Consider the following 19,167-nt stretch of genomic DNA (forward strand, 5'->3'; position numbering starts at 1 on the left):
TTGGTTGATAGTTTTTTCAACCAACAAACAATAACTAATCACTAAATACTAACTACTAACTAGTGTAAGGATGAAACATTTGGGTGAATATTTTTCCATTTTATAGAAATATTTCTTTCCAAATGCTTTATCTTTACTTTTACATTCCCCATTCCCTAAAAATTAGTTCAGTTGGAGAACTTTTGGTTCACCAAACAAGTGAATTGTGTCAACAAATCGAGCAGTTTTCGACTGGTTGGAAATAACCAAGCTTTGAGTTCTTGCCCCGTCCTTGAAGAAACGTACACCTTGCATGAGATTACCACTGGTAATGCCGCTAGCAGCAAACAGAATAGTTTTACCAGATGCTAGTTCATGAGCATCATAGACCTTATCGGGGTCATTGATATTCATAGACTTTAAGCGATCGATATTGGCTTCTCTGCTTTCTCCAATCAGACCTGTTTTCACTACTGCAGGGTCGTAGATCAGTTGACCTTGGAAATGTCCACCCAAAGCACGCATTGCAGCTGCCGAGATTACACCTTCAGGAGCCGCACCGATACCCATCAGTGCGTGGATATTAGTTCCAGCAAAACCACAGCTTATAGCTGCACCCACATCACCATCTGAAATTAGGGCGACTCTCGCTCCAGCCTCACGGATTTCTTTAATTAAATCGTTATGGCGTTCGCGCTTCATGACTACTACTACAAGTTCATCAATACCCCGGTCTAAAACCTCAGAGAGAATCTTCAGGTTTTCTGTTGCTGACTTGTTGATGTCTACCTTGCCCTTAGCTGCGGGAGGTGCTGCTAACTTCTTCATGTAAAAGTCAGGAGCAGCAAATAATCCACCCTTTTCAGAAATTGCCAACACAGCCATCGAACCAGGTTGTCCATAAGCTACCAAGTTCGTACCTTCACAGGGGTCAACGGCGATGTCAATTTCAATTAGTTCATCGGGGTTACAGAGAGCTTCGGCATTTGGTTGAGTACAAATACCAACTTCTTCCCCGATGTATAACATCGGCGCATCGTCGCGTTCGCCTTCCCCAATCACAATGCGACCGCGCATATAGATTTTATTCATCCGCTCCCGCATAGCTTCCACTGCTACTTGGTCAGCAATGTTTTTTTCGCCTTTACCCATCCACTTTGCGGATGCGATCGCGGCTTGCTCTACTACTTCAATAATCTCTAACCCAAGTGTATTTTCCACAGAGTTTGCCCTCTCAGCTGCTTGAATTTGCGTCGTTTCATCTGCCTATTTCAGTTTTCAAGTCTACCAAAGGGCGGATACACGTGGAAGAAAGTTAAGTTTTACTGCTAACTCGTTAGAAAAGTGCCAGTTAACACATCCTGATTTTTTACCCATAATTACTCCAGTATAAAACCTGTTTACAAGTAACTAAGTTAAAAACTGGCAAAAATGGGTAGCAGTGTATATCTAGAATATTGCTTTTCTTCAGTGTTTATCTTTAGGTATAAAATAATAAAGAAAAAAGCTGGTGAATTCACCAAAAACTAAAAAACGAGGCGCAGAGTAAATAACTTGTCAAATTCAGAGGTGAATCGTGTTTATCGACTACATCACACTAATGTTAATCAACATGGTAGCTGGGTTATTTCTCCTAGCTGACTATGTGTATCGTGGTATAGATAGTTCTAATCAAAGACTGTGGATTCCAGGATTTGGAATTACAGGTGCGATCGCACTCACAACTGGTTTACATATGAGCTTCACCTGGCCAATAATGGGTAGCTTTAACATTGCCTTCGGTGAGACAAGTATTCTATTTGGAATCTTGTTTGTGGCGGCTGCGATCGCCCTGGCTCAAAATTGGGATTTATTGACAATCGCAGTTTACGGCTTCTTTGCTGGTGCAGTTGCGATCGTAGTGGGTATCCGGATCATCAACTTGAATTTGACAAAGCAACCGCTTTTATCAGGAATCGGCTTTATTTTAACTGGGTTAGGTGGTATTTTTGCAGCACCAACTCTTTATTGGAAAACCAACCGAACTTGGCGGCTAATTGGCGTAGCAGTGCTGATAGTAGCCGCTCTAATTTGGGCATTGACTGGATATTTATCTTACTGGAATCATTTAGAGAGTTTCCAAAAGTGGGTTCCAGCGCCGATGCGGTAAGCAATTGATCTAGGCTAGAGACATAGTGAAAACCTTGCTTAAGATCAATATGCTGGACTTTCTTAATCCCCTTTTAAATCGCCATCCAGAGCGAGTCAAAGCCAACGTCGAACTTTACACATGGCAAACTTGTCCTTACTGCATTCGTGCCAAAATACTGCTGTGGTGGAAAGGTGTAAATTTTACTGAATACAAAATCGACGGCGACAAAGCAGCCAGAGCGAAAATGGCAGAACGCGCCAACGGTCGCCGTACAGTACCACAAATTTTTATCAATAACCAGCACATTGGCGGCTGCGATGACCTCTATCAGTTAGACACACAAAGTCAACTCGATCCCCTTTTAGCCCAAGCTGCTATTTAGAAATCAGATTAGCCCCCAACAATTTCCTTGGTGATGCTATGTTGGGCAATTTTTGATTTTAAATTGCTCGGTGAGCAAGTTTGTAGTAAGGACTTTAGTCCTTAATCCTGTTTTGTCTCTGTCGGAAAACAAGAATTGAACCCAGATTCTGAAATTGTGAATTAATAAAGCTTTGAGGCTTTATTTTCTAACAATAACTAAAATCTATAGTAAAAAATCGGAAATCAAAGCACCAAAAGGCTTTCAGCCATTGGGTTCTCCCACTCTGACAAAATAAGGTTAATTTTCTAAGCATTAAAGTGCTTACTACAAACCCTAAACCCTCAAAACTAGCTTGACAAAGTGCCAGTAAACTGTAGCGCAAGGAATATCGAATTGATAAGAATATGCTAACTAAGTATACAGAATATCTTATACATAAACAATGGATGAGTTATGCCCTAGAATTAGCAAAAACAGCAGGTGAAGCAGGTGAAATCCCTGTAGGTGCTGTTATCATTGATTCGACAGGCAAATTGCTAGCGCAAGGAGAAAACAGAAAAGAGCGCGACAAAGATCCTACCGCTCATGCGGAAATTCTCGCTCTCAAGACAGCGGCAACAACTTTACAAAATTGGCATCTTAATGAATGCACCCTCTATGTAACTCTCGAACCTTGCCCGATGTGTGCAGGTGCGATCGTCCAATCACGACTAGGACTACTTGTATATGGAGTAGACGATACAAAAACTGGCGCAATTCGTACAGTTATTAACATCCCCGATAGCGCTGCTTCTAATCACCGCTTACAGGTAATCGGAGGCATACTAGAGTCAGCTTGTCGTCAGCAATTACAGGCTTGGTTTGCCACTAAGCGGCGTCGGGTAAAATAACGGACAGAGGTAAAACTGTCCATTTAGTACGACACAAGTCACACAAGAGAATCTACGGTGTAACTAATCAGGCTTTTCGTTAAATTTTTACCCGTCAATCAGCTGCATCCGTCATGATGGAATTTTACTCTTCATCCAATACCTGCCAGCACACCTCAGCAAATCCTCAGGTAGATAGCACTACCTCAAGGGTTTCTCCTTGGTTAAGTCCCCTGGCATATTTATTAGGGCGTCACTGCCTATTACCATTATTCTTTGGACAAATTAGAATAACCGGAGAAAAAAATATCCCTACAACTGGGCCTGTGATCCTTGCGCCTACTCATCGGGCGCGTTGGGATGCCTTGCTCGTACCTTACGCTACCTCTGATTGTCGGAGAGAACAAGACTTGCGGTTTATGGTGACTATTGACGAATGCCAAGGTTTGCAAGGCTGGTTTGTCCAACGTTTGGGGGGGTTTGCTGTAAATTCTAAGCATCCGTCAATCCGCACGCTGCGACATGGAGTAGAACTACTTCAGCAGCAAAAAACCCTGGTAATCTTTCCAGAAGGTAACATTTTTCGTGATGGCCAAGTTCACCAGTTGAAGTCAGGAATTGCTCGTCTTGCTTTGAGTGCTGAATCTAGTCATTCCGGGCTGGGAGTGAAAATTATACCCGTAGGCATTAACTACAGCCAACCTTATCCCAATTGGGGTACAGATGTGAGTATTGACATTGGCTCTCCAATCAAAGTCGTGGATTACATGAATGGCTCTATAAAACAAGATGCCAAAAGCATTACAACTGATTTAGCAAAGGCATTGCAACAATTGAGCCATCAAGAAACAAAAGTTACTAACCACGCATTTGCAGAAATTACTAATTCTTGATACAGTCAAACCTTATAATCATTGACCGTGCATAATTCAGAAACTGCACTTTTTGAATATTTGACAATAATTGCTAACTGCTATATTCATCCTGAGTAAGTCACAAAAGATTAGTGGTGTTTTACGACCTTTGAGTATGTATATCTAGATTACCCTCTATTGATGATATATTTAGCCAAATTGGCATTTTTTTGAGCCAATAGCTAATTAATTGCCTGCAAACTATTGAATTGCCTGATGATAAATATTTTCACTATTTAGTCAGACAGTTAAATAAAAGTTGGGAAAGGCCGACTGAAGACATCGCCATTCTTAACTTGTTTGGTGCGATGCCTACACAAATACTTCGAGCAGTGCTTTGGGAAAATTCTCCTGCCAAATATCCCAGTTAACCTGAGATAATTCTTGGGGAGGAAACTTGGTAGTTAAGCAGATGGTGACGCACTCCCCCATAGGTATCGCTCATCACAGCGATATAAGTTAGTTGGTATACAGGGGTAATGGGAACTCTATTAAACTGATTTTTAGTCTAAATCAGAGATACTTAGGATGTAACTTTGCTTTGTCCAAGACCAAAACAGAGTTAAGATACCCGAAGTTTCCGTAACTCTTTTATATAGTTGTCGCACTAATTGATCCCATGAACACTGCTGTCGCTGTTACCTTGATGCACCGTACTGTTTTATCAGTTATAGCAGTCCTCAGCCTGCTATCACCTGTGAATGCTCAGGTATCACAGTCACCAGGCACTACCAGCCAACCACAACTCATTGACCCCAACGCTCCTAATAATCTCCGCCCCATAACCGAAAATAACAGCCTTTTGAGCATTGCAGGTGGCGATCGCTTAGTAAAAGATGCAGAACAAGCCGTTTCTGCTCAAAACTACCCTTTAGCTGCCAAGAAACTGCAAGAAGCACGTCAAGTTTATAATCAGCTATCTAATTTTTATCAAGAGTTAAATTCTAGCTTTTCGGGAATTGACAACAGAGTTTCTGATTCTCAGCGTCAAAAAGCTCTATTAACAGCCCAAAAGCGAGATGAAGCCACCTTTCAGCTAGCATTGGTACATCGGGCACAAAATCAGCCAGAATTAGCTGTACCGTTGTTAGTTCAAATAATTAAGAGTCAAAACCCGACACGGGATTTAGGCAAGAAAGCCTATAAACAGTTGTTTGAGTTGGGTTTTGTTGATTCACCCTATCCCAGAGAAGGTGGTAATTCATCCTCTTCATCACCAAAAAAATAAATTAAATTTTTGTTAGCTCTTTTACCTACATTTTCCTAAGCAGTTGCTTGGGAACGCCCCAGTGCTAAGATAGAGCTATCCGCCGTAACCAAAACCTGAGCGTTTTCAAGCAATACACCCCAGAGGCGCCTTTGTCTACAGCCTTGCCAAAGCCTGAAGTTGGCACAGGCATTTGCTCTATATCTGTTAATAATAGAAAAGTAAGTTTTTTCAGGAATTGCGATGATTAGTCCGCAACAGGTTGAGGAAATGATCAAGGCGGAACTGCCTGACGCACAGGTTCAGGTGCAAGACTTGACTGGGGGCGGCGACCACTATCAGGTGACAGTAGTTTCATCGCACTTTGCAGGTAAAGGACTAGTGCAACAGCACCAGTTAGTTTATGGTGCGTTGGGTCAAGCTATGTCAACTGAAGCGATTCATGCCTTGGCGGTGAAAACATACACTCCCGAAGCTTGGCAAGCAACAGCAGCTTCGTAAATAAGAGTCAGAAGTTAGGAGTTATGAATTTTGACTCCTCATTTCTCACTCCTCACTGTTGAATCCAACATAGGAAACACAAATACCATGACTCCAGAACTCAAAGACAAAATTGATAGCTTGCTACAAGAAAACAAGATTTTAGTTTTCATGAAGGGAAACAAGTTAATGCCCCAATGCGGTTTCTCCAACAACGTTGTGCAGATTCTCAATACCTTGGGAGTTCCCTTTGAGACGGTTGACGTTCTATCAGACCCTGAAATTCGCCAAGGTATTAAAGAATACTCTAGTTGGCCCACAATCCCCCAAGTATATATCAATGGTGAATTCCTTGGCGGTTCTGATATCTTGATTGAACTGTACCAAAAAGGTGAGTTGCAGGAAAAGGTAGAAGTAGCATTAGCTTCTTAATCTTTCTTCACGCAAACTAAACGGTATGCTGCTGAATTTGCCCTTCGCAATCAAGGCAATCTGCCGTTTTTAATATCCTTGAAAGGAGAGACACTATATTCTCTCCCCTTTCAAGGGTTTTTTAATTGGTTTCTGACAAAAATACTCTTTGTTGGGCTTGATTTCATAGCTAGCCAACAATCCCCTCAGTCTGATTGGCAAAACCAATATAGGGCTGAGGGGATGCGTTTAATCAATACAATATCTCCAAAATTTCACACCACTACAACCCGTTGACCAATACAGATAATATGCTATAATGATCTGCTGTAATTAACGGTTACTATCAATGGCCAGGTTAGTACTTTAGTAGTAATCGGGTTGTGGCTGTGGTTGCGGCACTGCAAAATTTGATCCATCGTACAAGTAGCGACTGGCTTCCTCTTCTAGGCGATGAATCAGAAAAGGTTCAATGACGTTGCTATGTCGTAGTGCGGCTAGATATCCATCCAAATACATCCGCATATCATCCGTGCGATAACCGCGATTCCATAGCTCGACGAAGGCGTCGGTGAGTCTTTGGTAATAGCGGATGGTTTGTGTGTCTTGGAGCATAACTGCTGTATTAATCTCTTTGGAATGAGAATTGTAAATGATTCACGCTAAAAAGTGAAGTGTAATTTCACTTTGGCATAAACTCAAAGTCAACACATCTACTTTGGGTATTACCCTCATAGCAGCTACAAGCTACTTTAATCCTATTCCAGAAAACATCGATTCTAGTTAGCTGCTAAATTATTTTTTTTGATTTTCACAATCAACAGGCCAATTGTATTGATGTTATGTTCCTGGATAGAAGCACTAAATTTTTGCAAAAAAATTCACTTTCACCATCACATTCAAAAGCTGTTGTAGTAGTGGTTAGCTGGTTAGGTTATAGATATTTGCCACATTCCACCCATCTAAAAGCAAAATGTTAAGCTAAAAGAACTTTTCATAAGTTTAACAACTCTTTCGAGAAATTTAATAAAAATTTAATAATATTTCTAATCTCCTATCAGCAAGGCATAAATTAAAGATATTGCCACTTATTTTATTAGGAAATGTAAAGTTAATCGCAATTGAAGTAACAAAGGCTACAAAACCTTAGAGATGGGCTTGTTACTTTGAAAGTCATCGACGCTAAGGGGTCTTGCCACCGTGGGTTCGGTTTGTATAGAAATCATTGAGGGGAATCCCCATCTGAGGTCGTTATTGGGTTGGCACTTGCAACAACTGGAATACCGCGTGCATCAAGCTGCCAGTATTTATCAAGCAAGGGAAGTATTTTTAAGCCATCAACCAACACTGGTAGTTTTAGATGCAGACCTGCCTGATGGTGATGGCATTGAGTTTTGTCGTTGGTTGCATCGTCAGCAGCAGCCTCTAATCTTAATGCTATCTGCCCGTAATAGTGAAGCTGATATAGTTGCAGGTTTAAAGGCGGGTGCAGATGATTACTTGAGCAAACCTTTTGGGATGCAAGAGTTTTTGGCACGGGTAGAGGTATTGATTCGCCGGAAGCGCACACCTACTGCACCAGCTTATTTGGATTATGGCACTTTGCAAATCGATTTAGTTCAGCGTCGTGTCCGCTTCCAAGGGGAGTTTATTGACTTAACACCCCAGGAATTCAGTTTGTTGTACGTTTTAGCACAAGCTGGAGGAGTACCTCTAAGTAGATCAGAATTGCTGCGTCGTGCTTGGCCTGACGCTATCGATAACCCTCGTACCATTGATACTCACGTTTTATCACTGCGAAAAAAGGTTGAACTCGATCCCCGGCAACCCAATTTGATTCAAACTATCCGCAATGTTGGATACCGTTTTAACATGGAAATTTTGAATACCAATATTTCACAGTCACAAACAACAAAGTTAGCTCGAGAAAGATTTAATAATCAACGTTCAACACTTACCAGTAGTCAAGTGTGAATGGGGCATTGGGGTGAGAAGGAGTAAGAAAACAACTCCTGATTCCTATCTCCTGACTCATCCAAAATTTAAAATCCAAAATCGTCTTGAGCTTCTGCTTGAATCAGGCCTTTTCGTAATTCAATCCAGTCTATCTCTGAGACTCTTTGATTTGCCAATAAATGACCTTGTTGCAGATGTAATAACCGAGTGCAAAACATCTGGGCTAGTTCCAGTTGGTGATTTACCATCAGAATCGTGGTTTGATGAATTTGACTCAACTGGGTTAAGACTTGCATTAGATGAGAAGCCATACCAGTATCGAGGGCAGAGGTTGGCTCATCTAATAATAATATTTTAGGCTGGATGACTAAGGCACGAGCGATCGCTACTAGTTGTCGTTGTCCTGCAGAAAGTTGTACCTCTGTTTGCCCTAACCATTCACTGGGAATGTGCAGTTGTTCTGTCCAGTAATCGATTCGTTGCTGAATTGTCTGTTTGGGCAAACCACGCAAAACTAAAGGATAAGCCAAGGCTTGCCCAACTGTCATCCCCAATAACTTTGACTCTTGCAATACAAGTACAAGCATCTGCCGTAGTTGGATGACGGGAATTTGACGATATTCTTGATTTTCTAGATAGAGTTTACCACTCGTGGGTTCAATTAGGCGGTTGATGAGGTGTAATAACGAAGTTTTCCCAGCACCTACTGGGCCTACAATGGCAATGCGTTCGCTCTGGAATACCTCTAAGGAAATATCCTGCAATATGGGGTATCCCTGCTGATTGCCGGGAAGTTGGGTTTTCAGCTTTGTAAACAGATTAACTTGCTCTAGCCTGAGTGTGGCTTTTGCTGTATTCAAGGGGAGTGGGGAGTGGGGAAGATGAGGGAGATGGGGGAGATGGGGGAGAGGGACAAGAATAACTGGTGGGAATTGATGACAATGCCCAATTCCCAATGCCCCATGCCCAATTCCCAATTTTAAGTTAATTGTCTGGTAGTTAACGCTGTAGCGATCGCCCAGCCATCGACTAATAGTAGCAGCAGAGTGAATACTAGTAAAATCAAGTACATCCAGGGCTGCGCTAAAGGGCGAACATCGGTGGTGTCAATGCTCGTCTTTACTTGGACAATTTGCACCAAACGGGCGAATCCAGCTATACGCATCGGTAGTAAATAAGCTTTTCCATCCTGGCTGAGGAAGTAATAAACTAGCCCTCCTTGGCCAGTGGTGCGGGGTTTTAACTCTTTAACTTGTGACCAAGGTAAAGACCAGCCTTTACGAAAAAAGCGAGGCACCCAGGCGGGGTAAGTAACCTGAATTCCTTGGTCATCTACCATTACTTGTTCAGTTAATACCGCGTACAAGGCAACTAAACCGATGCCAATCCCTATCCACAATAATTCTGGAGGTACGGGTGCAGCTGTTACCTGCGATAAAAAAGGTAATGGCACTGTGAGTGCTATGTATAGACTCAGCAACGTTATCCGAATCAAAGGAGACAAACGAAAAACAGAAGTTGAGATGTTGGCTGAGTTTGCTGTCACGGCTCAATTACAATGCTTTTCTTGATTGTAGGGTAGGTCTATGTCCCTGGTAGTTCACGGTAAATACTTTTGCACTACAATCCAACCAGTTAGGGATACCCAGGCAAATCCTACAAACAGAATAATATTTACGCTGATGTGTAAGGGTCTAGCCCAAGGTCGTCTAACGCTAATTTGGGTGGCACTGAAAGCAGACAGTAAAACTAGTGCTACCACTATCAATCCAGCGATTAAGTGTGATGAGTGACCTAAAGAACCAAAGTGCCCGAAAGTGCCAACAATACCGATCGCTAGCAGTAGTAACACTAAACTTACCATGCTGATGCCCATTGTATAGTGGAGCGATCGCACCCCTTTATTACCGCCTATAAATGGCGTAATAAAAGGGAATTGCTGCGAAGTTCTCCCCCGAAACATCCAAACACCAGTAACTGCTAACATCAGATATGCCAGCAGGGATAATCCCATTGACCAGGCGGCTATTTTCCACAACCAAAGAAATGAAGGCAGATTCATAAGAATGATTGTAGATGAGATGAGGGGGACAAGAAGAATAACCAATGCCCAATGCCCAATAAATAATAAACAAAAAGGGCTGCTGAATTAGCAACCCTTAAATTTAGATAAAATTGTTTTTTTTAATCAACCGAGGCTAAACCAAGGATTTGCAAGGGTTTTGTAGTATCTCCGATTTTTGTATTAATTTGCTGCACCATTAGTTTGGTATTAAAAGGGTCTTTTTCATCTGATGAGTCTGTATCAAACTCATTAGTACTGGGTTCTTCGAGCATCAGGCGCTCGCACGGAATCTTATCGGATAAAATTGCACTTGCCATCATCCCTGTATGAATCTCCACTTGACCTTTTCGCGGAGCTTCAAACACTAAACGTTGTCCAGGGAAGACAACCCTTTCAAAGTACCAACTGGGAATATTGGAGATGCGAGCTACCTGTATTTTGCTCGTGGCATTAATGTAGCAGCAGAGAATTTTTCCTGATTGCTCAGGTGGTAGAGGATCTAATATTTGAGCCATAACTGCTGAGGAGCTTTACGCCACAATTTTACATTACACTAGCCAAGCCTAGCACCCACTGATCCCCAGTTGCTGTAACTGCGAATACCAACTGAGTAGTTGTAGATTATTTCTGTCTAAAGATATATTTTTGGTTATAAAAATTTTGTAAATATTCACACCTTTTTTAGAATTATACACTATAGATAAAAGTTTTTGATATTTTTTTCTGGTATGAAAGTTTCAATTCTCTTAAAGCAGATCATTAGGGAATTGACATAACAATGATCCCCTTGCTTTTAGCATAGCGAAGAAGTAAGTTTTGCTGTTTCATCTATCCCAGGATTAATCGGCAGGGATCATCGCTTAATGAATAAACTCAATGTTATGGTAAAGCTATATGAAAAAATGTTCTCATAAAGCTCTCTATAGATTCTATGTATGTTTTATGTATAGAAATTTTAGCGTTTTCCGCAGTTGCTAACGGCAGCTTCGTGAGTACCAATAATCGGTTGAAATGTCAAGCACGATTGCGATAAATAAAACAAAATAAAACAAGCACACACTTTAAGACTGGATGGATGTTTCTCTCGCTTTCTCCACAGATTGGCAAGATGGAAGTTAAAACACAGATGATGGAAAATCGAATTCTTTACGTTCGCCTTCCTTGTAACCCCATCTTTCCTATTGGGGTTGTCTACCTGAGCGATCATGTCCACAAGCAGTTTCCTAATATTGAACAGCGCATCTTTGATTTGGGAACAGTGCCACCTTTAGATTACAGTTCGGCTTTGGATCGCTGTATTGATGAATTTAAACCGACACTACTAGTATTTTCTTGGCGGGATATTCAAATTTATGCCCCAGTTGGTGGACGTGGTGGCAATCCGCTGCAAAACGCTTTTGAATTTTACTACGCCAAAAATCCTCTATTGAAACTACGCGGCGGATTGGGCGGTTTACGAATCTTCATCGCTTACTATGTAGAGTTGTGGCAAAATCAGAGCTTAATCAAACGCGGTTTAAAGCGTGCCCAAAAATATAATTCTGATGCTCGTGTAGTTGTGGGTGGTGGTGCAGTCAGCGTATTTTACGAACAATTGGGTAAAAGTTTACCTCAAGGAACAATTATTTCTGTGGGTGAAGGCGAAACCCTGCTGGAAAAACTTTTAAGTGGCAAAGATTTTCGAGATGAACGCTGTTACGTTGCCGGAGAAACTCAACCACGTCAACGGCTAATTCACGAACAACCTACCCCAATAGAAAAAACAGCTTGTAACTACGACTATATCGAAAGTATCTGGCCGGAATTTAACTTTTACCTGCAAGAGCAAGACTTTTATATAGGTGTACAAACTAAACGTGGTTGTCCTCACAACTGTTGTTATTGCGTCTATACCGTCGTCGAAGGCAAACAAGTACGCATCAACCCAGCAGATGAAGTCGTTGCTGAGATGCGTCAATTATACGATCGCGGCATTCGCAACTTCTGGTTTACTGATGCCCAATTCATCCCCGCGAAAAAATTTATCGCCGACGCTGTTGAACTATTGCAAAAAATCGTCGATTCTGGTATGACAGATATCCACTGGGCAGCATATATCAGAGCCGACAATTTGACACCCGAATTGTGTGAGTTGATGGCGAAAACCGGGATGAACTACTTTGAAATCGGTATTACCAGTGGTTCTCAAGAACTCGTGCGAAAAATGCGGATGGGGTATAACCTGCGAAACGTTTTGCAAAACTGCCGTGACTTAAAAGCCGCTGGTTTCAACGACTTAGTTTCTGTCAACTACTCCTTTAACGTCATTGACGAACGTCCCGAAACCATCCGTCAAACCATCGCTTACCACCGTGAACTAGAACGGATTTTTGGCGCTGATAAAGTCGAACCTGCCATCTTCTTTATTGGACTACAACCCCATACCCATTTAGAAGAATACGCTTTCAAAGAAGGCATCCTCAAACCAGGGTATGATCCAATGAGTTTGATGCCGTGGACAGCCAAAAAACTTCTCTGGAATCCTGAACCCCTTGGTTCATTCTTCGGCGAAGTCTGCTTGCAAGCTTGGCAACAAAACCCCAACGACTTCGGGCGTGAAGTCATGAAAATCTTAGAAGAAAAGCTGGGTTGTACTGACTTAGAAGCAGCACTGACAGCACCATTAGAGACGAAAGAAAAACAATTAGCAGGTGTATCCTAGAAAACACCAGGATGTGGGGATATTCAGGTTTCTGAATTTCTCCCCCTCTTTTACTCAGTGCCTCTGCGGTTATTTTTACCAAATCCCATGTTAGAAGGTTCAATCCTACAACAGCTAGAAACAGCCCATCGCCACACCACCAGGCCAATTAGATTCGGTGTTTACTACAAAAATACCTTAGTTGCCCTGTGCCACGCTCTTGAAGACCATATCTTAACCGATGACGGTACACCCTTAGTGATCACAGCCTTCCAACAAGGTAAATGGTATCTACAAGAAGCTCAACGATATGCAGACATCGCCCAGTGTAGCCGCGAAATTGCCATCATGGCTGCCGCTGAATCCGGCTTTGCTGAACATCCTACCAGCCAGCTACCCAATGTAGACTTAGTAGCATTAGATCGAGTCGATCCAGTAGCGCAGGAGTGGCACTTAATTATTTTGTCTTCTAAATACACAGCAATGGTAATTTGTCAAGAATTATCTGAGGCTGATTATGGCAGCACTGGAGTACCGACATCAGACTTAGAGCGCAAATTCTATGGTTTGTGGACATTTGAGCCAGGGTTAGTGCAAGAGACAGCAGAAATAGCGATCGCTCACATCAAAAAATACAACCCAGAACTGGCAGAAAAACTCACAGCCGATAAACAGCAAATTGTACCTTCAATGGACAGATCCCAAAATTTAGGTGCAGTTGTCTCCCGTGTAGTAGATTACCTCCAGACTGGGCAAGAGAATTTATCTATCCCCACAGCACTTCAGAAACAAACGCTGGATCGCAACTTGGTTTCTAACGAAATCCAAGCCTTTTTGCGAATGGCGCAACTGATGGATATGGCAGATGTCAACAATCCAATGGCAGCTGCAGAAGTAGTAGTTCTTGCTGAAGCGATCGCCCAGCTTTTGGATCTTCCCGCATGGCAGATTAAGAGGTTACGGCTAGCGGCTTTGTTGCATCGCATAGATCCGTTACAAAATGCAGAAAGTGTCCTGAATTCTGGTAGTATACCGACACGCTACCAAGAAGATGCACCAAGTTGTCCTTTAATACCAGGGGCGCAAGTATTGCGAACAATGCCACGACTGCGAGCCGTTGCCCAAATTATCACTCACCAAACCGAGTGGTGGAATGGCGCAGGGGAACCAGCAGGTTTAGCTGGAGATGAAATTCCCCTAGAGTCGAGAATTTTAGCATTATTGGCAGACTTTCAGTGGCGAGTCAATCAGCAAAAATCCTCAAATCAAAGTCGAGAACAAATATTTACTCAAGCTTTAGATGAGTGCAGACAGCAACAATCTACTCGCTTTGACCCTAAACTTGTAGATACCTTAGCTTTGTTAGTTATGGGTTTACAACAAGGACTTGACTTACCCTTGATGACACCCAAAGTCAGCGCCGGTATCTGGATACTTGATTCCCAATGGGATAGCCAAAGCAAGATAAGTGAGGAGATTGGTAGTTACTTTACATGAATATTGAAGCCATTAAATTAGGAAAACTCAAACAACTTTCAGGGGCAAATTTAGAAGACGAGGAACTCTCTCGACTGGATTTAAGCCGGATTAATCTTGCTGGTGCTACCCTTGTTGGCACTAATTTTGCTGGTTCTAAACTCGAAGGTGGGCATTTGGAGGGGGCAAATTTGATGGGAGCCAACCTCCAAGAAACTGATTTGCGGGCGAACTTGATGGGAGCAAACTTGATGCAAGCAGATTTAACAGGCGCTGACTTGCGGGGTAGCAATTTGCGTGGTGCTAACTTGATGGGAGCAAGACTCAGTGATGTGTCATTGATGGGTGCTTTCTTGAGTGGTGCCAATTTGATGAATGTGAACTTACAAAGTGTAGACTTGCGCGGTGCTGATCTGCGCGGTGCAAACCTGACTGGGGCAAATCTTAAAGGTGCAGACTTAAGTCGCGCTGATTTACAAGGGGCTTTGTTGAGTGAAGCAAACCTGGAAGAAGCTGACTTGCGGGGGGCGAATTTGGCGGGAGCGAATTTTTCAGGGGCGAATTTACTCTGTGCAGAGTTAGAAGGTGCAAATTTGAGCGGCGTTAATTTGAATAAGGCGTGTGTAGTGGGTACTGTGGTTGAGACTCTTGCATAAAGATTCTACCAAAAAGCCCAGTATACTTGGGTATTGTTAAAATTTCCGCAAATGACACCCGTCGCCGCACAAGTCTCAATTACCGCAATTATTCCCATGTTGACTGCGATCGCAAATCGGCAATGGGAACAGTTCAAAGAACTAGAGGCAGATTTTGTATTCCAGTATGGAGTAGAAGTATGGCAAGAGGTTTTTAATTTCCGTCTCAAGCCAGCACTGGATAAAGATTCTGACAGATGGCTACTGATTCAGTGGTGTGGTGAAGGAATTATCTCAGTCAAAAATGTGGCGTAGGTGCGATCGCCCAAGGTGAATTATAGCGATCGTTTTTATTTCCATCCGAAATACACAATGATTTATACCTTAAGCTCATGTAGAATATTTACGGTCGGCAGCTGCAAGTAAGATTGAAGTCAGCACCAAAGGCTTTTAGCAGTCTATTATATCAAGGTTGTTATGCCGAACTTCCATAACTCTCTAGAACAACTTGACCGTTTTCAGGATCTAATTTAATGATCGCTGCCTTTAAATGGTCATTAATTTTGAAGAGTTGGTTTGGATTGTCAACAGATGGATGGAACATTTTTGAGGTCGGCAACAAGGCATATAAATCTCCAATATCGACGAACACACCATAGTCTCTGATAAGCCGTATAGTGCCGCTAACAATTTGACCAACCTGCAACTGTCTGAGTCTGATTGAAATAGAGCGATGGAGCAGTATTAGCCGATTATACTCCTCTCTAACTTCTATAATCTTGAGTGGAAGTTCCTCTCCTACTATCAATTCTTCTCTATGCTTATCAACATAAGTACGAATGAAGCCATGCAAACCCTCAATTTTCACTAATGCACCCCTCGAAGTTTTTTGAAGTATTTTTCCATACATTGTTACGTCTTCAGCCTGCAATTGGCGTACCCGTTCCCATGCTTTTCGCATCTCTAGTTGGCGAATTGAAAAAGAAACCGTTGGAGGATGCTCTTGAGAACATAAGAACCAGCAAATCCTTACTGATAATCCGCCTCCATGAACAGCAAGAATTTTGGTGTGTACGATCAGGTCTTCTCTATTGATAGGATGACCACATTTTTCAGAAGCCAGATACAATGTAGTTTCGTACAAGCGATCGCTATCTTTCAGTGTCTCAGGTGAACAATTCGAGAAGTAAATCTCATGTTCGCCATCGTAATTACCCACAACCAAAAATTCTCGAATTTCATTTAGTTGCACGGCTTCTTCTGGGGACTGAATCTCAGTGAGTGATAGCTCTAATAGTGGAACATAAGCTAGTTGATCGGTATAAAAATCGACTAGAACACCTGTAGACTCCAGCTTAATGATTTTTCCAGTGATGAGATCGCCGATTTGAAAGCTATCTAAACTAAAGCTCATAGCATAGTGGGCTTAACATAATTCATTATCTTGATTTTCATATATGAAGCGATCGCTCAGTTCGCCCTCGTATCCACAAAGCTAGTACACTCATTAACAACACCCCCATCACTCCTTGTAGGGGATTATTATTCACACCAGTTACCCAATCAGGAACTTGACCAGAATATTTCACTAATTTACCTACATTAATAATGTAGTAACCCCAAACTAAACCACCATGCAAACCAATTGGGAAACCCAAGCGTCCCCTTTGCCAACGCTTTCCCCATACCTGCGTTAACCCCAGCAGTACTAAAGCTGGAAATTGCGGCAGTGTATGAATAATTGCCTCCAAAGGTTTAATAAAGTGCAATGTAGCAAACGCAGTTGCATCTGTCCACAGTGCCACACGTGGACTGTAATCTCGTTGTAATTCATCTAGCAACCAGCCTCGGAATAACAATTCCTCAGCAAATCCAACACCTAAGCCAACAAGTAAACCCTCTAAAATCACTTTCAGCAAAAAGACTTTCGGTTGTTGCCACACCAACCAACCCAACAAACTTTCTACCCCAAAAAGTATCAGAATATTAATTATGCCCAGAGCCAAGCCACGCAGTAAATCCACACCATTTTGCCGCGTGAATTCTAAGCCATAATGCCGCAGAATTTGGGGCTGCTGGTAGACATATTTACCCCATAATCTCAGGAGAAAAATAAATACTGCATATAACAATACCAATGTCAATATACTTTCTAAGTTTGAATCATACACTAGTAAGTATATTGGTGTAGCCAATGGCAACCATAGCAACAGTAAAGTCAAAATAAAAGCACCCAGCCTAATAGGGGCAGGGCGTTCAGCTAAACGGACAAGGTTTTCTTTCATACCAAGTAAGTCATCAAACACCAGTCAATACTCTAAATTTCGACTAATGACCAATGACCAATGACCAATGACCAATGATTATTCATCAGGTTCAATCGTGCTACTTAAACCGTGACTTATCAATGTTTCGCAATAAAACTCAGCGTGTTCCAGGGCGCAAGTAATGACTAAAGCTAGCCCGTTAGTATGGGCTTCCATCATGATGCTCACAGCTTGGGGTTGGGTAAGGCTAGGTACAGTGGCTATTAGTGACTGTACAACATGCTCCATCGAGTTGTAGTCGTCGTTATGGAGCAAAACGCGATACCGAGGCGCGAGCTTGCGGGTTGTGGAAGGCTTTTCAATAGTTTCAACTGACACGGCTCTTTGCTCTTTTCTCGTTACTTCACTACAACAAAGTCTCTGTTTTGCGATCGCTCAACAGTTGTTTACCTATTCTATAGTATTTTTGCTCAGATATTATGCTAGGAAAACCCTTGGCTGCCAGGGATTGGTTGTATTAGTTTTACGTAGCGACTTGATCAGGTATACATATAAGACATGGCTGCCGTAAGAGTGCTACCCTAATCTTACAGAAGCTTTTCTTAAACGTAGCGCATTTTCACTTTTAAAATTAAGGAAGTTGCAAGCAAAATAATCCTTGCCCCTGCCCAAGATGGACATGAGCCTAGATTTTCTTCAAGCGGGACAAATTGTGTCTCTAAAATATGGCGACAGGAACCTGTATGCAGAAGTCATTCAATTTGTAGTTTCCCGCCAGCTATGCTGGGTGCGTCCTTTATTAATGGTTACTTTCATAGAAGAATCACCCCTAATTACTGATTTGCGAGATGCATCTGACTTACTTTGGCCTGCCAATTTATTTCGTCCAGCATTAGACACAGAAGTAATTACCTTCTTAAGCCAACTTTTAGCGAAAGAACCAAAAACTGAACCTGATTCGGTCGCAAAGCAGCAACTCAATCAGTTTATTCACCAACTTTGGCAAGCATATCAAGAGGGATTGGAGATTAAGGATTAGGGATTGGGCATTGGGAATAGACAACATAGAGACTTCTTGAATAATTCTTCCTTGTCTTCCTTGTCCCTCTTGTCTTCCCAGTCCCCAGGAATACACTGAGTTTCGACTGCGCTCAATTACTGCTGGTCGTTGGCGCAGCCTAAGAAGAGAAGTGTCCCTAATTCCCAGTCTCTTCCTCAACTGTAGCGAATACTAGCATTTTTCATGCATTGAAGACTGTGAAATTCAATTGCTACATCCTTCGCACCCGAAATTTTTTTGTTCCTTGCTAAGGTGGATAATTGTGGTTAACAGCGTCGTCAATCGCCTCATGCATCACCTGAATTATATGACTAGAAGTCAGTTTATCTGGATCACCAGTAGCCATATTGATGATATCAACTCCCTTAGCAACGAGTTCATTCCGCTTGTGGACAAATTCAGCAAACAGATTGGGAGGAATTTTTTTAGGCATTTAGCAAACTCTATGAAGATTTACTACGAATGCATAATGTAGAGGTTCATTAGCACAGTTTACGCCACCTTAAGTATTTAAATAATCAACCTTATAGAAAAATACTAGCAATGATATCGCCCTTGTATCCCCCTGCTAAATTTAATTACGAATTACGTTAGAGAGTCCTCGTATCCTTACAGAGAAGCAAGCTACACACAACTTCTGACTGCGGCACGCTGTTCGCCTTCGTAGAGAGCG

23 protein-coding genes are annotated in these 19,167 nt (G+C 42.1%); 13 read left to right on the top strand and 10 right to left on the bottom strand.

Translation table 11 applies throughout. The features are described 5' to 3' along the window. Nucleotides 1-162 precede the first annotated feature (162 nt). Nucleotides 163-1,200 carry a class II fructose-bisphosphatase gene (gene glpX, locus V7K60_RS10455; protein WP_229492457.1) on the bottom strand — a complete coding sequence of 346 codons (1,038 nt, stop codon included), beginning with the start codon at nt 1,198-1,200 and terminating at the stop codon, nt 163-165. Nucleotides 1,201-1,555: 355 nt separating this feature from the next. Between glpX and V7K60_RS10460 the strand changes: the two genes are divergently transcribed. The 7 genes from V7K60_RS10460 (at nt 1,556) to grxD (ending at nt 6,376) form a co-directional block, all read left to right on the top strand. Further along, nucleotides 1,556-2,128, top strand: a complete 573-nt coding sequence (locus tag V7K60_RS10460; protein WP_334925225.1) for a DUF981 family protein — start codon at nt 1,556-1,558, stop codon at nt 2,126-2,128. A gap of 49 nt (nt 2,129-2,177) precedes the next feature. Next, nucleotides 2,178-2,492: a glutaredoxin 3 gene (grxC, locus tag V7K60_RS10465; RefSeq protein WP_334925227.1), complete on the top strand. Its 315-nt coding sequence runs from the start codon at nt 2,178-2,180 to the stop codon at nt 2,490-2,492. 386 nt (nt 2,493-2,878) lie between these two features. Beyond that, nucleotides 2,879-3,364 carry a tRNA adenosine(34) deaminase TadA gene (gene tadA, locus V7K60_RS10470; protein ID WP_334925229.1) on the top strand — a complete coding sequence of 162 codons (486 nt, stop codon included), beginning with the start codon at nt 2,879-2,881 and terminating at the stop codon, nt 3,362-3,364. 113 nt (nt 3,365-3,477) lie between these two features. Next, nucleotides 3,478-4,236 carry a lysophospholipid acyltransferase family protein gene (locus tag V7K60_RS10475; protein WP_334925231.1) on the top strand — a complete coding sequence of 253 codons (759 nt, stop codon included), beginning with the start codon at nt 3,478-3,480 and terminating at the stop codon, nt 4,234-4,236. Nucleotides 4,237-4,876: 640 nt separating this feature from the next. Next, nucleotides 4,877-5,485 (top strand): hypothetical protein, encoded by a 609-nt coding sequence (locus V7K60_RS10480; protein ID WP_334925233.1) that lies wholly within the window; start codon nt 4,877-4,879, stop codon nt 5,483-5,485. Between the two features lie 222 nt (nt 5,486-5,707). Next, nucleotides 5,708-5,965: a BolA family protein gene (locus tag V7K60_RS10485; protein WP_292859473.1), complete on the top strand. Its 258-nt coding sequence runs from the start codon at nt 5,708-5,710 to the stop codon at nt 5,963-5,965. 87 nt (nt 5,966-6,052) lie between these two features. Further along, the gene (grxD, locus tag V7K60_RS10490; protein WP_094349509.1) at nt 6,053-6,376 is read left to right on the top strand and encodes a Grx4 family monothiol glutaredoxin; all 324 of its coding nucleotides are present in this window, start codon (nt 6,053-6,055) and stop codon (nt 6,374-6,376) included. A gap of 345 nt (nt 6,377-6,721) precedes the next feature. Here grxD and V7K60_RS10495 read toward each other — a convergent pair whose 3' ends face one another. Continuing rightward, entirely contained in the window at nt 6,722-6,970 is a 249-nt protein-coding gene (locus V7K60_RS10495) for a DUF6761 family protein (RefSeq protein ID WP_104907495.1), read from the bottom strand. Nucleotides 6,971-7,555: 585 nt separating this feature from the next. On the opposite strand from V7K60_RS10495, the gene V7K60_RS10500 reads away from it, so the two are divergent. Then, a complete protein-coding gene (locus V7K60_RS10500) occupies nt 7,556-8,329 on the top strand; it encodes a response regulator transcription factor (RefSeq protein WP_334925235.1) in 774 nt (257 codons plus the stop codon). A gap of 68 nt (nt 8,330-8,397) precedes the next feature. Here the strand turns inward: V7K60_RS10500 and V7K60_RS10505 are convergent, their stop codons facing one another. The 4 genes from V7K60_RS10505 to V7K60_RS10520 form a co-directional block, all read right to left on the bottom strand. Further along, nucleotides 8,398-9,171 (bottom strand): ABC transporter ATP-binding protein, encoded by a 774-nt coding sequence (locus V7K60_RS10505; protein ID WP_334925237.1) that lies wholly within the window; start codon nt 9,169-9,171, stop codon nt 8,398-8,400. 119 nt (nt 9,172-9,290) lie between these two features. Next, entirely contained in the window at nt 9,291-9,857 is a 567-nt protein-coding gene (locus V7K60_RS10510; RefSeq protein WP_334925239.1) for a hypothetical protein, read from the bottom strand. Nucleotides 9,858-9,911: 54 nt separating this feature from the next. Further along, nucleotides 9,912-10,373 (bottom strand): DUF4079 domain-containing protein, encoded by a 462-nt coding sequence (locus tag V7K60_RS10515; RefSeq protein ID WP_334925240.1) that lies wholly within the window; start codon nt 10,371-10,373, stop codon nt 9,912-9,914. Between the two features lie 122 nt (nt 10,374-10,495). Then, nucleotides 10,496-10,891: a DUF1830 domain-containing protein gene (locus tag V7K60_RS10520; RefSeq protein WP_334925242.1), complete on the bottom strand. Its 396-nt coding sequence runs from the start codon at nt 10,889-10,891 to the stop codon at nt 10,496-10,498. A gap of 593 nt (nt 10,892-11,484) precedes the next feature. On the opposite strand from V7K60_RS10520, the gene V7K60_RS10525 reads away from it, so the two are divergent. The 4 genes from V7K60_RS10525 (at nt 11,485) to V7K60_RS10540 (ending at nt 15,482) form a co-directional block, all read left to right on the top strand. Further along, complete coding sequence (locus V7K60_RS10525; protein WP_334925244.1) at nt 11,485-13,077, top strand: photosystem II high light acclimation radical SAM protein; 1,593 nt, start codon at nt 11,485-11,487, stop codon at nt 13,075-13,077. Nucleotides 13,078-13,164: 87 nt separating this feature from the next. Beyond that, entirely contained in the window at nt 13,165-14,553 is a 1,389-nt protein-coding gene (locus tag V7K60_RS10530; protein ID WP_334925246.1) for a DICT sensory domain-containing protein, read from the top strand. Further along, nucleotides 14,550-15,188 carry a pentapeptide repeat-containing protein gene (locus tag V7K60_RS10535; protein WP_334925248.1) on the top strand — a complete coding sequence of 213 codons (639 nt, stop codon included), beginning with the start codon at nt 14,550-14,552 and terminating at the stop codon, nt 15,186-15,188. The genes V7K60_RS10530 and V7K60_RS10535 overlap by 4 nt, the downstream gene beginning before the upstream one ends. A 51-nt stretch (nt 15,189-15,239) precedes the next feature. Further along, nucleotides 15,240-15,482, top strand: coding sequence for a hypothetical protein (locus V7K60_RS10540; protein WP_334925250.1), 243 nt, complete (start codon nt 15,240-15,242; stop codon nt 15,480-15,482). A 160-nt stretch (nt 15,483-15,642) separates the two neighbouring features. Here the strand turns inward: V7K60_RS10540 and V7K60_RS10545 are convergent, their stop codons facing one another. The 3 genes from V7K60_RS10545 to clpS form a co-directional block, all read right to left on the bottom strand. Further along, nucleotides 15,643-16,581, bottom strand: coding sequence for a S1 RNA-binding domain-containing protein (locus tag V7K60_RS10545; RefSeq protein ID WP_334925251.1), 939 nt, complete (start codon nt 16,579-16,581; stop codon nt 15,643-15,645). 37 nt (nt 16,582-16,618) lie between these two features. Further along, nucleotides 16,619-17,452: a CPBP family intramembrane glutamic endopeptidase gene (locus V7K60_RS10550; RefSeq protein ID WP_334925252.1), complete on the bottom strand. Its 834-nt coding sequence runs from the start codon at nt 17,450-17,452 to the stop codon at nt 16,619-16,621. A gap of 78 nt (nt 17,453-17,530) precedes the next feature. Next, nucleotides 17,531-17,812, bottom strand: coding sequence for an ATP-dependent Clp protease adapter ClpS (clpS, locus tag V7K60_RS10555; protein ID WP_104907504.1), 282 nt, complete (start codon nt 17,810-17,812; stop codon nt 17,531-17,533). 295 nt (nt 17,813-18,107) lie between these two features. Here clpS and V7K60_RS10560 point away from each other — a divergent pair, with 295 nt between their 5' ends. Continuing rightward, on the top strand, nt 18,108-18,473 hold the full coding sequence (locus tag V7K60_RS10560; protein ID WP_334925253.1) for a hypothetical protein: 366 nt from the start codon (nt 18,108-18,110) through the stop codon (nt 18,471-18,473). A 268-nt stretch (nt 18,474-18,741) separates the two neighbouring features. Here V7K60_RS10560 and V7K60_RS10565 read toward each other — a convergent pair whose 3' ends face one another. Next, nucleotides 18,742-18,927 (bottom strand): hypothetical protein, encoded by a 186-nt coding sequence (locus V7K60_RS10565; protein WP_334925254.1) that lies wholly within the window; start codon nt 18,925-18,927, stop codon nt 18,742-18,744. Between the last annotated feature and the right edge of the window lie 240 nt (nt 18,928-19,167).

The sequence above is a fragment of the Nostoc sp. genome (genome assembly GCF_036917555.1).
Taxonomy (GTDB): Bacteria; Cyanobacteriota; Cyanobacteriia; order Cyanobacteriales; family Nostocaceae; genus Nostoc.

What these genes read in the sequence shown, in the direction of transcription:
- grxC (WP_334925227.1), top strand. Translation starts at nt 2,178, where the DNA reads ATGCTGGACTTTCTTAATCCCCTTTTAAATCGCCATCCAGAGCGAGTC.
- tadA (WP_334925229.1), top strand. Translation starts at nt 2,879, where the DNA reads ATGCTAACTAAGTATACAGAATATCTTATACATAAACAATGGATGAGT.
- V7K60_RS10475 (WP_334925231.1), top strand. Translation starts at nt 3,478, where the DNA reads ATGATGGAATTTTACTCTTCATCCAATACCTGCCAGCACACCTCAGCA.
- V7K60_RS10480 (WP_334925233.1), top strand. Translation starts at nt 4,877, where the DNA reads ATGAACACTGCTGTCGCTGTTACCTTGATGCACCGTACTGTTTTATCA.
- V7K60_RS10485 (WP_292859473.1), top strand. Translation starts at nt 5,708, where the DNA reads ATGATTAGTCCGCAACAGGTTGAGGAAATGATCAAGGCGGAACTGCCT.
- grxD (WP_094349509.1), top strand. Translation starts at nt 6,053, where the DNA reads ATGACTCCAGAACTCAAAGACAAAATTGATAGCTTGCTACAAGAAAAC.
- V7K60_RS10495 (WP_104907495.1), bottom strand. Translation starts at nt 6,970, where the DNA reads ATGCTCCAAGACACACAAACCATCCGCTATTACCAAAGACTCACCGAC.
- V7K60_RS10515 (WP_334925240.1), bottom strand. Translation starts at nt 10,373, where the DNA reads ATGAATCTGCCTTCATTTCTTTGGTTGTGGAAAATAGCCGCCTGGTCA.
- V7K60_RS10520 (WP_334925242.1), bottom strand. Translation starts at nt 10,891, where the DNA reads ATGGCTCAAATATTAGATCCTCTACCACCTGAGCAATCAGGAAAAATT.
- V7K60_RS10525 (WP_334925244.1), top strand. Translation starts at nt 11,485, where the DNA reads ATGGAAGTTAAAACACAGATGATGGAAAATCGAATTCTTTACGTTCGC.
- V7K60_RS10530 (WP_334925246.1), top strand. Translation starts at nt 13,165, where the DNA reads ATGTTAGAAGGTTCAATCCTACAACAGCTAGAAACAGCCCATCGCCAC.
- V7K60_RS10535 (WP_334925248.1), top strand. Translation starts at nt 14,550, where the DNA reads ATGAATATTGAAGCCATTAAATTAGGAAAACTCAAACAACTTTCAGGG.
- V7K60_RS10540 (WP_334925250.1), top strand. Translation starts at nt 15,240, where the DNA reads ATGACACCCGTCGCCGCACAAGTCTCAATTACCGCAATTATTCCCATG.
- V7K60_RS10545 (WP_334925251.1), bottom strand. Translation starts at nt 16,581, where the DNA reads ATGAGCTTTAGTTTAGATAGCTTTCAAATCGGCGATCTCATCACTGGA.
- V7K60_RS10550 (WP_334925252.1), bottom strand. Translation starts at nt 17,452, where the DNA reads ATGAAAGAAAACCTTGTCCGTTTAGCTGAACGCCCTGCCCCTATTAGG.
- V7K60_RS10560 (WP_334925253.1), top strand. Translation starts at nt 18,108, where the DNA reads ATGGACATGAGCCTAGATTTTCTTCAAGCGGGACAAATTGTGTCTCTA.
- V7K60_RS10565 (WP_334925254.1), bottom strand. Translation starts at nt 18,927, where the DNA reads ATGCCTAAAAAAATTCCTCCCAATCTGTTTGCTGAATTTGTCCACAAG.